Source organism: Flavobacterium palustre, assembly GCF_014639535.1.
Classification (GTDB): domain Bacteria; phylum Bacteroidota; class Bacteroidia; order Flavobacteriales; family Flavobacteriaceae; genus Flavobacterium; species Flavobacterium palustre.
On sequence record NZ_BMGA01000003.1, the window covers coordinates 130114 to 148132 of the forward strand.

Sequence of the window (18019 nt, forward strand, 5' to 3'; positions counted from 1 at the left end):
ATTCCTTTAGTTATTTAGCACGCATCTCACTATATAAAAAATCTACCTGTCTGTAAACCACAAACAGACAGGTAGATTGAGAAACTAACCTAACTAACACTTATTTTACATTGATAGTAACTTCAACCGGTTTCAACCATTGGCTTGTAAAAGTCACTTTTATAGGTTGTGCCTCTCCGGTAGTCTGAATATAGGCAGCAATCTGACCATGAAATGCTCTGTGTACATTATCAGTATAATCAGTCATATCACTGTTATTTCCAGCTTCAAGTCCTAATAAAACTCCAGGTCCGCTAATAGTACATGTAACTTCATTATCTGAAAGCATTACCGGTAATCCGTTTTGATCTTTTAACTGAACCATAATTTTAGCCACTCCTTTATCTTTAGCAATCGTAATGTTTTTATCAGCAATTGTTAATTCAACGGGTTGTTCAGTAGATTTAATCGCATATCGGCTTACTTCTTTGTTGTCATTACTTAAACCAATTGCTTCTAATTTCCCGGAAGCAAATGGAATATCCCAGTAAATAATTCCCGTTTTTTCATCGTAAGCTTTAGTATCACCTACAACTTTTCCGTTTAATTCTAATCGTGCTTTAGCAGCATTGGTATAACAAACCACACGAATCTTTTCACCAGAAGTGTAATTCCAAATTGCCCAGGCATCTTTAGAAACTTCTTTTTGGTCTTTTAATGGATAAGTTCCAATGTAAGTCATTGGTTTATCAGACCACAATGACTGACGGAAATAACCTCTTGGCTTAATAACTCCTGCAAAATCAACTAATCCTGAATAAAATCCTCTTGAAGGCCAACTTCCAGATTCTCCTAAATAATCAATTCCAGTCCATAAAAACTGTCCAAAAATATGTTTGTTGTTCTTAACAGCTAACCAAGGATCCATATCGTGCACATTTTCGCTACCAAAAATGACTCTTTTTGGATATTTTTGATGATCCGAAAGGTATTTACTTTCGGTATAATTATACCCTGTAATATCTAAAGCTCCCGGATATTCGGTTTCGTTAGACATGGCAACTCCAGCTAATCCAGCTGTTGTTGGGCGAGATTTATCGTATTTCTTAACCACTGCCACCAAACGTTTTGCAATTGCGCCTAAACGCATCGCATCTGGTGCGTCTTTTTTGTAACCACCGTAAGCTGCCTGTCCAAATCCGTCTTTTCCTTTATCCAAAACGGGATGAGAATACGGATCATTAGGATAATCTACTTCGTTACCAATACTCCATCCAAAAACGGATAAATGATTTCTGTCACGACGAACAAAATCTTCTAAATCTTTCTCTGCCCAGTCTGCAAAAATGTCAAAACTTCCCTGAAATTCCGGAGTACCTACATTCCATCCTGTCATCCACTTACGTTTTGGGAATTCCCATTCATCATAAGCTTCGTTTAAAACTAATAATCCTAATTCATCACACAATTCATAAAAATCAGGTGCCTGTGGATTATGACTGGTACGTATTGCATTTACACCTATTTCTTTCAATGTTTTTAATCTGGATTCCCAAACTTCACGAGGAACTGCTGAACCTAAAACACCGGCATCATGATGCAAACAAACGCCTTTCATTTTCATCCATTTATCATTTAATGCAAAACCATTATTAGCATCGAATGTAAATTTTCTAAAACCTGTTTTTGTAACTGTCTGGTCTATTTCCTTACCATCTTGAAAAACAGTTGTTTTCAATTGGTATAAATTTGGATTTTCTAAATCCCATAATTTTGGATTTTTAACTTGTAATTTGGTTGTGATTTTACCGTTTGCATTGGCTACAACCTCAACCTTATTGGAAGTTTTTGCAACAGATTTTCCCTCTTTCGAAATCAATTCATTAACTACTGTAAGAGTAGATTTTGATGCAGCAGCATTTTCAACCTCAACTTCAACATTTAAAGTTCCTGTTCCTTTTTTCACTTCCGGATACGCATAAACGCCCCATTGTGCAATATGCACCGGATTAGCATACACTACCCAAACATCTCTGTAAATCCCAGAACCCGAATACCATCTTGAATCGGCACTTTGACTGTGATCCACACGAACAGCAATTGTATTTTCTGCTCCAAATTTCACAAACGCAGTAGCATCATAAGCAAAAGAGATATAACCATTTGGTCGTTTTCCTAAAGAATGTCCGTTAATAAAAACTTCACTTCTGTTGTAAACACCTTCAAAATACAAATACACTTTTTCGCTGCTTTTACTTTTCGGAATAGTGATTGATTTTCTATACCAGGCAATTCCGCCGGGAAGATAACCTGTACAACTAGCCAATGTAGGGCTTAATTGCCCTTTAACACTCCAGTCATGCGGCACATTTACAGTTTGCCATTTACTATCGTCAAATGCTGCGTTTTTAGCATCTGATACATCCTGAAGATTGAATTTCCAGTTATCATTAATTTTTTTCGAATCCCCAAATGACAGCTGACTGAAAGCAGAACAACACGAGAAGAAAAAAACAGCTGCTAAGATTTTTTTTGTAAACACTATTTCTATTTTTTATTTATTATCAATGAAAATAAGAGTTCGCTGTTTTTACACAGCGAACTCCTATTACTAAAATGAGAAATATTCATTCTCATTTTTAAATTTTATTAAATTCTTTAGTTATAAGTTCCTACATAAGTCACAATAGACTTAGCCGGAATATCAAAACCAGAAGCATCAACAGCTGCTCCTTTTTTCAAACTCATTGTTTCAGAAGTAATATAAGGTGTGAATTTATTATCTACTAAAGTACCACCAGCCAGATTTAATTTGTATGTTTTTGCCGAACCAGAAACATTAACCGCTACAATAATTAGTTTTTTAGCTACTTCATCTTTATATGCTGTTAGCATCACATTAGTAGTGGCAGCAGCATTATCAAAATTAGGTATTTGAACTCTTTTCATACCCGGCTTTATAAAGAAAGAGAAGTTTCCTAAAGCCCAAAGAATTTTAGTTTCTCTAATATTACCATCGTACTTACAATAATTAGCATCACCTGCACCATTTGATAATCCGTCATCAACATGAAGTAAACCATCTTTGTAATCTCCGCGGCTAATAGCCGTCCACCACTGCCATGAAGTAACTCCTCCAACAGCAATATCAGTGCTTATAATACGGGCAACCCAAAGTGCAGTTCTAATTCCTAAATCTCTGCCAGGACCAGCTCCTCCCGGAAGTTCAGATGTTCCCGGATTTTCAAGAATACAATATTCAGATGCCCAAACACTCAGTCCCGGAACTGTAGCTGCTCTGGATGCAACAGCTTGTCTTGATGAAACTAATTCTCTCAATGGCCAGGCTTGCCAATAACTATGTCCGGAAATTGTTTTCTTTACATTACTTAATCCGGCTATATTTTTAGTCGAATTAACCCCAAAGAAATAATCAATCTGATTCGAACGATTTTCTTTTCCGCTCAACGTTTTATACAATGGTTCGAAAGAACCTGCCTCACCTACAACAATTTGCGAATTCAATCCTTTTGCCTGTAATTTTGGAGCCAGTGTATTTACAAAACTGTAAATATTAGCATTAGAAGCCGGAGAACCTTCCTGTCCGGAACCATCCCATTCGTATTGTGGTTCGTTAAACGGACTTAAATAGTCAATTGTTAAGTCATGTTCTGTCTTCAATTTATCAATAGCATTAACCCAAAAATCAGCTAATTCAGGCATTTTGCCATCTTTCAAATTATAAAAAGTATTAATACTAGCGTGTGCTTTTCCGTTTTGAGTCAAATAAACAGGAGCACTATTGGTAAAAGCCAATAACTTATCTACACCACGTTGTTTAGCCGCTTTCATAAACCAAACCTGACCCGCTTGTTTATTCATGTTATAACTTACACCATCAGCAGTAAAACACTCACTGCGTCTCCATTCATCGGTAATACCACTTGCTTCACCTTGTTCAGCACTTCCTGCTCCAAGGTTAAAACGCCATAATGACAAACCAATTCCTTTAGGATTTCCTTCGTTGTCTAATTCTTTACTGAACAACAAATCAGCCATTTTATTTTTTTTATCAATAGGCCAGTTTTTTCCAATATTATTAGACTGCCAGGCATCAGAAGCTCCAAAACTTTCCATTGTTTGAAGGTTCATGTCTAAGTTAACGTTTAAATCAGTAATAGCTGAATCCTCAGAACCTGAGCTATCATTGTTATCCGACTCACAACTCACTAAAGAAGAGTTGATGAAAAGTAAGCCTACAAATAGCAGACCTACTCTATATTTTCTTAATATATTCATTTTAATAATTTGGGTTTTGAGTAATTACACCATCACTTAAGTCTCTTTCTAACTGAGGTATTGGCCAAAGTAAATGCTTAGTAGGATCAAAATTAATTCCTTTGTCCTGAGATTCTCTTGTATTAGTTGTTTCAAAAGGATCACTCGAATTCAAATTGTACTGCACAAAAGTCCCGTTAGGTCCCATCAAAGTTTCAATTACTTTTTTACCTGTTCCCGGATCCTTTTGTCTTCTGATATCAAACAATCTCAATCCTTCAAAGGCTAATTCTAAACGGCGTTCTTTATAGATTTTTCTTAAAAGATTAGGTCCGGCCATTCCTTCTACTATAGGTAAATCTACACGTTCTCTAATTACATTAATATCGTCCATCGCTCCAGAAGCATCATTCAAATGATAATTAGCTTCAGCTCTTGTAAGGTACATTTCGGCCAAACGAATTAATGGAATATTCAATGGTAAGTGACCGTCTTTTTTATCTAATGCTCTACGGGTTGCGATAGGAATGTAATATTTACGACAAATACGTCCTGATTTATTATCATTCAAACTGAATTTATGAGTTGGATTCAAAACTTCGTCTCCATAAGCCGCTTCACCCCATTTAGTAATAGTACTTCTGCGACGAATTACATCACCTTCTGAAATATAAGCGTTTTCTAAATCACTTGTTGGCATACACCATCCCCATCCGTCAATAACATCTCTGGTATCTTTACTTGGAAAGTTTTCTTTGTCTTCTCCTCTTGCTCCGGAGAAAGTAGGAAGAGCAGCTCCTAAATTTCTGTCTTGTACTGATGAAGACTGTGCTTCTAAAATTGACTCAATTCCGTTATGGTTATCTACACTCCAAATATCTAAGAAATTTTCTTCCAATTGGAAAGGTCCTTCTGCAATTACTTTAGTGGCATATAATTTGGCATCTGACCATTTTTCCTGAAACAAAGACACACGTGCTAATAAAGCATAAGCTGCCCATTTATTGATTCGACCATCTCTTGCTGCAGGAATATTTTCTAATTTTTCTGCCGATTCTTTTAAGTCAGCTTCTATTTGTGCATATACCTCAGCTGCTGAACTACGAGCTAAAGTCAAATCACCTGTACCAAGTGATTTAGTGTACAATGGAACACCTCCAAAAAGATTTACCAATTCATAATAACAATAAGCGCGAACAAACAAAGATTCTCCCATATACTGATTTTTTTGAGCATCAGTAATTGGCGCTACAGCCATTCTTTCTAAACCAATATTAGCTGATTGAATAGTATAATAGTGTGCTGTATAGATACTATTCATAGCTCCCATATTTTCAGGAGTTACCACGTATTGTGCACAAGGTCTGAAAGCACCATTATCCTGTCCTGTATTTCCCATCCAGGCATCATCGGTTGCGGTTTCGTTAATTAATCTTGGTGCAAGCAAAGTGTACCAATCTTTAGCCAACAATAATCGCTGGGTTAATTCATTGGTATAATTTTCACATTCCTGTGCTGTTTGAAAATAATTCTCCAAAGTTTGAGTTCCTCTTGCTTCTTTTTCGATAAAATCGCTACAAGAAACTGCAACAGCAGCAAAAGTTAGTATTGATACTAGTATTTTTTTCATATTCGTTTATTATTAAAATGCTACATTAAGCCCCATTAGAATTGTTGGTTGTACCGGATAATTCCAGCCTCCAAAACCTGATCCTAAAACACTTCCGCCTACCTCAGGATCTACACCTGTATATTTTGTCCATGTCCATAAATTTTGACCTGACAATGAGATTCTCAGTTTATCCAATCCAAATTTATTGTAAAGAGAATATCCTAACTGAAGGTTTTTCATACGTACAAAAGAACCATCTTCAACATAGAATGAAGAGAATTTTGTAAAATTCTCATTATTATCATCTCTTGATAAACGAGGGATATAATTAGAAGTTCCCTCTCCATGCCAAGCCTTTTGATCTAATCCACTTACTTTGTTTGTTAAACTGGTACCGTTGTATAAGTCTGAAATATTAGTATTTACTAAATCATTACCAATACTTGAATAGAAATTAGCCACTAAATCGAAATTTTTGTAAGCAAAATTCAAATTCAAACCAACATTATAATCAGCCCAAGGAGAACCAATTTTTGTTCGGTCTTTATCATCCAGTTTTCCATCTCCGTTAACATCTTTGAAACGGATATCCCCAAGTTGAGCATATGGTTGTAATTTAGTTCCGTGATCATCAGTATGTGAATTCAATTGGGTTTGATTTTGAAATAAACCATCTGCTACATAACCGTAAAAATAACCTGGTTCATTACCTTCAACTGTAATGGTTCTGTTACTTGCTCCATATAATTTTTCTCCTTTTGTAGATAATGATAACATCTCTACATCCACAGTAGTAAAAGTTAAATCTACACCATAAGAAAAATCGCCTTTAGTATCTTTATATGACAATAATAAATCGATACCGCTGGATTGCATTGAACCTACATTAGTCCAAATGGTAGAATATCCCGGAAAACCACTGTATGTAGGGAATTGTTTAAGGAACAACATATCGTTAGTTTTCTTTTGATAATATTCCAATGATCCTGAAATTTTATTTTGGAACAATCCAAAATCAAGTCCAAAACTAATATCCTCTACTGTTTCCCAACGAATGTCTCTGTTAGCCATCGTTGAAGGATATGAAGTATCTACAACCTGACCATCGATAACATAGTATCCCTGACCAATATTAGATTGATAAACCGAAGCAGGTAAATTTTGATTTCCTACTTTACCCCAACCTGCTCTGAAAGTTAAATTATTAAATACCGAATTAGCATTCGTCATGAAATCTTCATTCGAAATTCTCCAGGAAACAGAAGCAGCAGGGAAATTAGCCCATTTGTTATTAGCCATAAATTTAGAAGAACCATCACGTCTAAATGAAGCTGTCAAATAATACTTACTGTCAAAATTATATGAGAAACGCGAAATATATGACAATAAAGAATTAGACCATCTGTTTCCGCCACTGTTACGGTTTTTGGTTGCTGCATTCAGCTCTCTCATAGAATCAGAGTTGTTAGGAACTCCTTCTCCATAACCCCATACATCATTTCCGTTGTATTCCTCCATAGTACTACCTACCATTAAAGAGGTATTGTGTTTCTCAGCAAATGCTCTGGAATAAGTTGCAGTTGTCTGCCATGTCCAGTCAGCGTTAGTAGTAGCTTTTCTTTCAATACTGTTAATTTCAGCTTTTTCGTGAGCTGCATCAATAACAAAATCAGGTCTAAAGATACTTTGCACTCTATTACCAACTTCAATAGATCCTTGTGTACGGATTATTAATCCTTTAATAGGTTCGTATTGTAAATAACCGTTTGTATTCAAGTTGTATTGATCTGTATTATCGTCAAATCTTTTTACTGATGCTACAGGATTCCAAACATACGAAGGAGATCGTGCATAGATACTATACTCATTTTCAGTTCCGTTTAATTGATCTGCAGGTTTGTAGATTGGTGTAATTGGATCAATCTTAACAAAATCAGCCCAGTTTCCCGGTGATCCCCAAGTTTCATAACGAGGATTTAAAGTAATTCCTGCCGAAAACTTATCCGTAAATTTAAAATCATTAGCAATTCTGGCAGTAACTCTTTCCCATCCTCCAACATCATAAAATGAATCTGAATTGTAATAGTTCAAACTTATTGCATAAGTATTTTTTTCTGAACCTCCTGTTACTCCAATAGAAGTATTTGTTACTGATGATGCTCTATTAATTCCTGCTTTCCACCAATCGGTAGTTTTTCCTCTGTATTGTTCCGGATTAGGTAAATAATCCGAATAACCCGAATTAGTATAGGCATCATTCATGATAGTAGCATAATTTTCAGCATTAGCCATATCATACGGTTTATTCATAATTTGGTAACCTGTACTCATGTCAACAGTAAACTTAGTTTTACCGGCTTTACCTTTTTTAGTAGTAATCAAAATAACCCCGTTAGATGCACGAGAACCATAAATTGCACTTGCCGAAGCGTCTTTAAGTACATCCATCGATTCGATTTCGTTATTACTCAGGAAATTGATGCTGGTTCCCATAGGAATACCATCTACCACATAAAGCGGATCAGTACTTAAATTTACAGTAGAAATTCCGCGAATCAATACTCTGGGCTGAGCACCCGGACCACCAGCTCCGGTAATTTGTACCCCGGATACTTTTCCTTGTAATGATTCCGTCACGTTTCCTACTGTCATAGTTTGAAGCTCTTTACCTTTTACGGATGAAATCGAACTGGTAACATCTTTCTTTTTTACAGTAGCATACCCTACAACAACCACTTCTTCTAATGACTGATTGTCTTCGAGCAATACAATGTCAAATGATGTTTTTTGATCTACTTTAATTGTTTGTGTAGCAAAACCAATAAAAGAAAACTCAATTTGTGCTTCCTTATTTGGAACTACAATGGCAAATTTCCCATCAAAATCAGTAGCAACTGAAGTTTGAGTTCCTTTTACAAAAACATTCACACCCGGAATAGGAACAGCAGTTTTGTCTTTGACAGTACCTTTTACTGTAATTTGTGCAAAGGCTGCCGAGCTACATAAAATAGCAATAAGTAAGCCTATAAATTTATATTTCATATCAAGATAATTTATTAATTAATGTTATATCAGCTATAACAAACTATTTTTTAGTGATAAATGCTCTTTCTAATTCTGTATCCAAAATCACTTTATAAACACCCGGAGCAGCAGGATATTTAGCATTTCCGTTTGAACCCGGTGACATGGTAGCAATACCATTTTTTATTAATCTCCAGGATGGACTCCACCATTGACCTGTAAAAGTTCCTTCCATTGTACCTGTAAGTGTATATTCACCTACTAACTGATATGGATTATTAGGATTATTAGCTAAGTGTAAACTGGTTTGAACCCAGGCATTCCATGTGTCCCAGTTAGCTCCTTGAATTCCTCCACCGGCAATACTTACAAATGGTCTTCTTTGCGTTTCATCATCATGCCATAAACCGTTTGCTATATCAGCCCAAACTTTAGATGTTGGAGTATATTTAGTTACTGTATAAACTAATGTACTTGGATTAACTTTTATTTTATAGTATCCTTTTGTAGGCAATACAATCGGTGAAGATGTTACGTCATCAACCAAATTTCCTGAACCATTTAAACCAAAGCAATGTGGAGCAAAATCAGATTCCTGTCCTAAGAAATAAATTTCTTTATTATCTGTATCTGCATAATATTTGAATTCAAAATCCTGCCCTACTTTTTCATGGAAATACATAGGTACACCTACCGCATCAGTAGTTAAATTTGTTCCTTTAGGCTGATCACATAAATAGATTGCAGGATATTCATTGGTAGCCACAATATTAATATTTAGTGTTCCCATATTTGGAATCGCAAATTTATCTTTTGCAGTAATGGTTAACACATATTGTGCGGCTGTTACCGGTAAAGTATAAGCTTTATTAAAGGTGTACGACTGAGGAGATCCTGTTAACTGAACCATTTCATCGATTCCTAATGCTGCACATTTAACTTCTACATAATCAATTCCTGAATCGTCATTAACAACAAAATTTACCGGTAATTGATTGCTGGAAGACAACAAAATTACAGCACCTTCTTTAGGCGTAATCATACTAATTGCCGGAGCACTAAACTCCCCATCCAAACGTAAATCAATCTCCTGATCAATTTCATTACCGGAAACATCAGTAATTGTTAATTTAATTTTAAAAGCCTCAGATGTTCCTCTGTCAGCAGGAACTTCAAAAAAATAACTTAGGTCATAGGTTGTTAAAAGAGGCTCTGTTGGAAAATTAATTATTTTGTCTAAGCTCAATTCTTCAATTTGAATTCTTACACTCTTAAGTCCTAAATCATCATTCAAAGTAGCTTTGATTTCAAACTTTCGGTTTGGAGCACCATAAATTTCATTAGTAGATACCACAACCGTTGGATTATCCGAAGAAGGAAAATCGGCTTCATCATTTTGACATCCTGTAAAAAGAATGGTAAAAAATGTAAGCAAAAATAAAAACGAGAGTTTTTTCATATCATTGATTTTAATTTTAGTTGTTGCTTATGTAATTCTCTAAACAACTTTTGATTTTAATAGTAGTTCTAATTTTTATAGCAATTCATCATTTTATTGAGTTCCTATACTTTTCATAAGCTTTAATTTTAGTTAGTTTGGTTAATAAATTGGTGTGTAATCATTTTTGCTTTATTTATGATAATTTAACTTAAAATAAATTTCAAGTCAGAAATAATAAACTAGCATCCTAGCAAAGAAATGGTGAAATAGCATTAAGCATAGGGGGGATTTTCGAAAAAAATGAAGGGTATATTGGAAAACAATAAGGACAAAACATTCAAAAAAGACAATTCAACAAAAAAATCTGACTTTATTTGATTTCTAGATAAATTATACATTATATAATTCACATATCAACAAAAAATCCTAACCTTATTATTAATAAGATTAGGATTATGTTTTTTTATCGCTCTTTTTTAAATTTTAAAAAAGTAAAAACTGAAAATTAATTTTTAGACAAAAGAATAACTATTTAATAACGTTCAAATCTTTATTAAAAGAGTCTTTATATTTTTTAACATACAAAGAAGGAGTCATCCCAAAGAGTTTGACAAATTGCTGTCGGAAATATTTTTGATCATCAAAGCCTACTTCGGCACTAGCCTGAGAAATATTCATATTTTCTGTAAGCAATAACATAGCAGCTCGTCTCAAACGAATAGAACGAATAAAGGCATTCAGGGTTTCTCCTGAGATTATCTTGATTTTGGTGTACAAAGTACGATGACTCATCCCCATTTCGAGAGCAAAATTCTTAATGGTAAAATCACGATTCCCCATATTGACCTCGATAATATCAATACATTTTTTTAAAAATTCCTGATATTCTGCCGGTACTTTTTGAGAGTTCTCTTTTAAAGTAATACTGTCTAAAAAATACCTCCTCAGGTTTCCTCTATTCCTTAATAAAGTATCTACACGTGCCAGAAGCAAATCATCATCAAATGGCTTGGTAATATAATCATCGGCTCCATCTGTTATTCCCTGTAAATGCGTTTCCGGATTGTTAGTAGCCGTCAATAATACAACTGGTATGTGTGACAACTGTTCGCTTTCTTTTATTTTTCTGCACAATTCTAATCCGTCCATCACCTCCATTGCAATATCCGAAATTACAATATCAGGCATGTGTTTTTCGGTCATTTTTAAACCTTCATGACCATTTACAGCACTATATACCAAATGTGTTTCGGAAAACAACTGAATGAGATAATTTCGAATTTCAGCATTATCATCAATAATCAAAACCGACTTTTTATCAGTAAGTATTTCGTTATTGAATTCTTTATCTGGATTATTTTTTTTCTGTTCGTTTTTATTATCCAAATCATCTACCAGAAGTTCCTCAAGTAACTCACTCATTTTTGGTACATTTGAGCTTATTGGTAAATCATCAAAATGCTGCTGTCCTTTCAAAAATGTTAGTGTAAAGCAACTTCCTTTACCCAGTTCACTTTCGCAGGCAACTCTTCCTTTGTGTTTATCTACAAAATATTTTACAATATACAATCCAATACCAAAACCGGTACTAATAGATACATTCGAATCCAATTGTTTGAATTTTTCAAAAATTGCTTCAATATTTTGCTGAGCAATACCTGTTCCGGTATCCGAAATAGCAACCGATACTTCTTTTTCTGTTTGGGTTAGCTTAACAGTAATACTTCCTCCGTCGGCGGTATATTTAAAAGCATTGGAAACTAAATTAAACAGTGAAATTTCAATCTTTTCATAATCTCCAATAATCTGAAGGATTTCATCAGGAATTTCGATGGTATAATTAATCGATTTATCTCGGGCTTGTGTGACAAAACATTGGTACACTTCCTGACACAAATCGTTCATGTTGATTTCCGATAATCGCAATACATCAGCATCATTCTCAGCCTTACGAAAAAGCAACAATTGATCGACCAAACTCAACAATCGTCTTGCATTCCTGTACGCTATTTGCAAATCGCCTTTTGAAGCATCATTTTGAGTATCTTCTTTTTTAATCACTTTTTTCAAAGGATTAATAATCAAAGCCAATGGAGTACGGAACTCATGAGAAATATACGTAAACATCGACGATTGTTTTTCGGCTATTTCTTTCTCTTTTTCCTTTTCTAATTCAGCTATTTGAATCTTATATTTTAAGCCTTCCTTGTATTTACTGTATTTGATATAATTGTAAATAATGCTTCCTCCAATCAATAAACACAAAAGATAAGCCCACCAGGTTCTATACCATGGCGGTAAAACTACTATTCGAATCAAAGTCTCCGCCTTGCTCAATTCGTCCTGAAAATTAGACGTTTTTACTTTAAAAAGATATGTTCCTTCTGAAAGATGCGGATAATTGGCTTTTCTGTTTTGTCCCGCATTACTCCATTGATCGTCCCAGCCTTCCAGAAAATAAGCATAATTAATTTTGTCAGCACCCGAATAATCTAAGGCGACAAATTCTAAAGACAAAGTAGTCTGATCATAAGGCAATCTAATTTCCTTAATCTGATGTTTCGAAGTCCATTCTGAAATTAGCTCAGGTTTCGTTGCTATAGGTTCATTATTTACATTCAAATCCGAAAGAAGAATTCTGCTACCCGAAACTTCATCTTTAATCAATTCAGGATAAAACAAATTAAAACCATTGATGCCGCCAAAGAAAAGCTCACCCGACTTTAATTTCAAACCCGCATTAAAACTAAACTGATTGCTCTGTAAACCATCATTTTTAGAAAAACTTCTAAAGGTTTTAGTTCTGATATTAAACCTGCTCAAACCATTATAAGTACTCATCCACAAATTGCCTTTTTTATCTTCTACTATTCTCAAAATAGTATTCGATGCCAAACCATCAGCAGTAGTAAATCTTTTGTAAGCATTTGTTTTTCGGTCAAATAATAGCAATCCTCCTTCCTGTGTAGCTACCCAAAGTTGCTTGTTGCTATCTTCATGAATAGCCCGAACGGGATAGCCAATATTAATTTTTTGATGTGTTTTATGTACTTTATCAATACAAACAATTGAAGTATAATTACCTCCCCACAATTTACCATCAGCCGTTTGAATTAAGCATTGTAAATTATTAATATCCTTATTATAAAGTAAAAACGAATTTTTACTGCGGTCAAAAAGATACAAACAACCCTCATTAGTAGCACTTGCCCAGATATTCTTTTGAGCATCCTCATAAACCAGCCAAACATTTTTTTCTACCTGCTTCGTAAACGGATTATAGCAGGAATAGCGGCTGATCGAATTGGTCTTAGGATTAATTCGATTAACTCCTCCTGCCCATGTTGACAACCATATTTCTTTATTACTGTCACAAATAACATTAGTTATAAAATTACTTGAAATAGCATTTCCTGAGCCTGCACTAGCATTATAAATGGTATAAGTATTGGTTTTTCGGTTCCAATAACGCAATCCCGCTCCATCGGTTCCAATCCATAAATTTTGCTTTTCATCCTCGCAACCCGATAAAATAAAATTTTGAGCCAAATTAGTATCTTTAGAAACATACTTTATGGTTCTGAAATTTTTAGGAACCGCACTTATCATACTAATTCCGCCTCTTAGTGTTCCAAACCAGAGGTTCCCAAAATAATCCTCATAAATACTCCAAACGGCACTACTCTTAATAATTTGCTGCGAATTATTTTTACTAAAAGGAACTACCTTTTTTTTATTGCTGTCTAATGTATAAATCCCACAACAATCGGTAGCAAACCAAAATTGATTTTTCTTATCTCTAAGAATATTAGTTATGGTATATTTATTTGAAAAATAATTTTCTGAAACCGAAAAAGTAGTTGTATTAAATAAAAAAAGACCCTCATCAGTACCAATCCAAAGATTACCGTCACTATTATTTGCCATGCACTTTACTTCCACCATTAATGGAGTAATCAATTGGATCTTTTTAGAACTAAAATTATAATAGCACACGCCTAAATCCCTAACATATATCCAGCACCCAGAACCTTTTCTATCTTTTTGAATCCCTAATACGTCATACTTAAATGGATTCTTCAATTTTGCTATTGGAATTGTTTTTCCGGTAAAAGAACCCCTTTCAAAAGCAAGCAAACCGGAATTTTGTGTAGCCAACAAAACCAATTCATTTGAAACTGATTTTATTTGATGCACTACATCTTTCAAAACAACCTCAGCTCCGCTTGAATTGTCTTTATATTTTACCGAATAAAATAAGGCTTTGGACGGATCATAAACACTCGCTCCTTTATTTCCTCCTACCCATATTTGTCTGTTCTCATGCCCATCTATGCAATAAATGGTATTATTAGACAATGAGTTTTCATTATTGATTTCGTTTCTAAAAATCTTAAATGTATATCCGTCATATCGATTCAAACCATCGTAAGTACCAAACCACATATAGCCATCCTTGTCCTGATAAATCGTAGTAATAGAATTATTTGACAATCCATCCGAAATATCCAGAAATCGCACGGAATGATCCTGTGAAAAGCTACAGAATGAAGCAAAAAACAGTGCCAGTATTAAAGCTAATTGTTTCAAAATAACAGGTTTTAAATATTGGGCTAATTATTTTTATTTAGCAGCACAAGATATAATAAATTTTATGAATCTGATGAATTACTCAAAAGTAGCATTTCGAAAATGAAACATCAATCCTAAATAAAAAAAAGTGCGAAATAATAAATTAAATCGCACTTTCTATTAAACAATTTTATACTAGATTACCAGAACTTCACATATAAAGCAGCGATAATTAATAAAGTAATAATGATTAATACTGTAGTTTGAGGTTTTACCTTGAACATTTCAGTATCCAATTCGAATGCTTTTGGATTTACTTTTGGTCCTGCAAAACTGATTCCAATCATTAATAACATTGTAAAGAAGAATGACAATCCCATACAAATGTGGAACGGAATTTCGAAACCACCTTTACCATTTGGCCAGGCTGTGTATAATAATGTTTCGTTTCCAAACATAGCCGGTGCATATTCATTAAATAAAACAGATAATAAGAAACCTGCAATTACACCTACAATAGCAGCTGTTCCTGTTGTTCTTTTCCAGAACATCCCCAAGAAGAACATTGCAAAAACTCCCGGGCTGATAAATCCGGTATATTTCTGGATGTAAGTAAACCCTCCTACTCCACCAATACCTAGAACATCATTCCATGTAAACATTACTGCAAGAACCATTGAAGCAAAAACAGCATAACGACCAATATTCACCTGAGCTCTGTCTGAAGCTCCTTTTTGGATGTATTTTTTATGAACGTCTAAGGTATAAATAGTCGAAATACTGTTTACCTTACCTGCCAATGAAGCTACAATCGCAGCAGTCAATGCCGCAACCGATAATCCTTTTAATCCTGTAGGTAAAAATGTTAACATTGCTGAGTAAGCACCGTCTTTTCCTCCTACTAATTGTGGTAAATGACCTCCCTGATACAACACATAAGCTGCAATACCCGGTAACATTACAATTACAGGCATTAATAATTTTAATAATCCTGCAAATAAAATTCCTGTACGAGCCGTTTGTAAATCAGCTCCTAAGGCTCTTTGCGTGATGTATTGGTTACATCCCCAATAGTTTAAGTTAATAATCCAGATACCTGCCAAATAAGACATTAATCCCGGGAAAGTAAGGTATTTGTCAATTTCTAATTGCGTAGAAGTAGCTGTTGGACGTGGAATAATCATTTTGAAATGCTCCGGTGCTTTTTCCATCAAAACATTAAATCCGGCAATAGCATCTTCTCCAACTCCAAAATAACGCCCTACGGTTGTTAATGCGATATAAGAAGTTACTAAACCTCCAATGATTAATACTGCCACCTGAATAACGTCGGTGTAAGCCACAACTTTCATACCTCCCAAAGAGATAATCAAAGCAAAAACAGCCAATCCTAACATGATCACGTGAAGATAATCTCCACCGGCTAATCCGTTAATAGCAACAGCTCCTAAGTATAAAATAGAAGTTAAGTTTACAAAAACATACAAAAACAACCAGAAAACAGCCATAATCAAAGCTGTAGTTTCGTTGTATCTTGTTTTTAAGAATTGCGGCATGGTGTAAATCTTGTTTTTCAAATAAACAGGAATAAACCAAATAGCAATAATGATTAACGCAATTGCAGCAACCCACTCATAAGCAGCAACGGCAATTCCTAAGAAAAACCCTTCTCCACTCATCCCAATAAACTGCTCGGCTGAAATGTTAGAAGCAATAAGTGAAGCTCCAATGGCCCACCAGGTCAAAGTTCCTTCGGCTAAGAAATACGCCTTAGCATCGTGTTCGTTTTTTTCGCGTTTGCGATAAATAATGTATCCGTAGATGGATACTACTAAAAAGTAGATAATAAATACTGCATAATCTGCAAATTCGAGACTTGAGCTCATAAGAAAAAATTGTTTTTAGTTAGTTATAGATTTTAGATTTAAATTATTTCCCATATCCTAAATCTTAAAATGTATTTTGACTATTATATTTTAAGAATAATCAATCATTAAGATTTATCACTTCAGAATTTCGCTATAATTCCAATTATAAAATAGTACATCAATTTTATTTCATGAGTTTTTTTACGAAAAACGAAATCCAAAAGTAAAATAAAAATACTTATCTACATCATTTTTTTAAATGTAAATTAAACATTTATAACCACAAAAACACACAAACAACTAAAAAACAATCAATTAACTCACAAAAAGAGATTGCATTTTTTTAGAAATTAAACAAAAACATTCTAAATAAGACAATAAAAACAGCTAAAAACAACACAGAATTGGACAAAAAAGTATAAGAAAAATTCAATAAAGCATTTGAATCTCTTTAAGACCATACTCAACAAGACGGTCATCTTCCAATAAAACAATCAATTTACCTTTTTGAGAAACTCCCTGAATAATCCCCATAAAAACTTTTTGCGAATCGGTTGTAAAAGCCACAGGAACTCCTTTTTTAAACAAATAATTATCGTACTGAGTCCATAAAAATTCAGAATCAGAACCAACAAGAGCCAAATTAACTTTTAATCGCTCCGCAATTAAAACAACCAATTCGTCCTTATCAAAAGTTGAATTGGCAATAACCGCCATTGAAGAAGCCTTAGGTAAATTTTGAAAATCAGTTTGATTAACATTCAGACCAATCCCGATAACAGACGAAATAGAACCATCACTTTTAAAACTATTTTCTATTAAAACACCTGCTATTTTAAAATTAGCTGACATAATGTCGTTAGGCCATTTAACACTCAAATTGGGAATATTATAAGATTTCAAGACCTCAATTATTGATAAGGCGGTAGCTATATTAAAACTGTAAACATCCCCTGCCCTCACCAACAAATCTCTAACAAAAACACTCATTATTAGATTTTTAGACTTTTCAGAATTCCAAACAGCTCCCATCTGCCCTCTTCCTTTTGTTTGATTCTCGGCTGTGACAACAGTAAAATTTTCAAGCTCTTCAGTTGCCGATAATCCTTTAAGAAAATCGTTTGTAGAATCTATGGCATCGAGTTTGATTAGTTTCATTAGGAATTATTTTTGCAACATTATTTAATATTATGTTAAGGTTCAAAAATAATCACAAAAAATGGTAACTTTACACACTTATTATAA

The 18019-nt window shown here is 34.2% G+C and carries 8 protein-coding genes; all 8 read right to left on the minus strand.

Annotated elements, in window-relative coordinates; genetic code table 11:
* Nucleotides 1–100: 100 nt before the first annotated feature.
* The 8 genes from IEV84_RS07560 to IEV84_RS07595 all read right to left on the minus strand — a co-directional run bounded on the left by IEV84_RS07560 (nt 101) and on the right by IEV84_RS07595 (nt 17932).
* On the minus strand, nt 101–2521 hold the full coding sequence (locus IEV84_RS07560; RefSeq protein ID WP_188493688.1) for a glycoside hydrolase family 2 TIM barrel-domain containing protein: 2421 nt from the start codon (nt 2519–2521) through the stop codon (nt 101–103).
* A 116-nt stretch (nt 2522–2637) separates the two neighbouring features.
* Nucleotides 2638–4278 carry a glycoside hydrolase gene (locus tag IEV84_RS07565; RefSeq protein ID WP_188493689.1) on the minus strand — a complete coding sequence of 547 codons (1641 nt, stop codon included), beginning with the start codon at nt 4276–4278 and terminating at the stop codon, nt 2638–2640.
* A gap of 1 nt (nt 4279) precedes the next feature.
* On the minus strand, nt 4280–5887 hold the full coding sequence (locus IEV84_RS07570; RefSeq protein WP_188493690.1) for a RagB/SusD family nutrient uptake outer membrane protein: 1608 nt from the start codon (nt 5885–5887) through the stop codon (nt 4280–4282).
* A 12-nt stretch (nt 5888–5899) separates the two neighbouring features.
* Nucleotides 5900–8911, minus strand: a complete 3012-nt coding sequence (locus IEV84_RS07575; protein ID WP_188493691.1) for a SusC/RagA family TonB-linked outer membrane protein — start codon at nt 8909–8911, stop codon at nt 5900–5902.
* Between the two features lie 43 nt (nt 8912–8954).
* Nucleotides 8955–10352, minus strand: a complete 1398-nt coding sequence (locus tag IEV84_RS07580) for a cadherin repeat domain-containing protein (RefSeq protein ID WP_188493692.1) — start codon at nt 10350–10352, stop codon at nt 8955–8957.
* Between the two features lie 510 nt (nt 10353–10862).
* Nucleotides 10863–14924 (minus strand): hybrid sensor histidine kinase/response regulator transcription factor, encoded by a 4062-nt coding sequence (locus tag IEV84_RS07585; protein ID WP_229732635.1) that lies wholly within the window; start codon nt 14922–14924, stop codon nt 10863–10865.
* Nucleotides 14925–15106: 182 nt separating this feature from the next.
* On the minus strand, nt 15107–16792 hold the full coding sequence (locus IEV84_RS07590) for a sodium/sugar symporter (protein ID WP_188493693.1): 1686 nt from the start codon (nt 16790–16792) through the stop codon (nt 15107–15109).
* A gap of 411 nt (nt 16793–17203) precedes the next feature.
* On the minus strand, nt 17204–17932 hold the full coding sequence (locus IEV84_RS07595; RefSeq protein ID WP_188493694.1) for a biotin--[acetyl-CoA-carboxylase] ligase: 729 nt from the start codon (nt 17930–17932) through the stop codon (nt 17204–17206).
* Nucleotides 17933–18019: the final 87 nt, after the last annotated feature.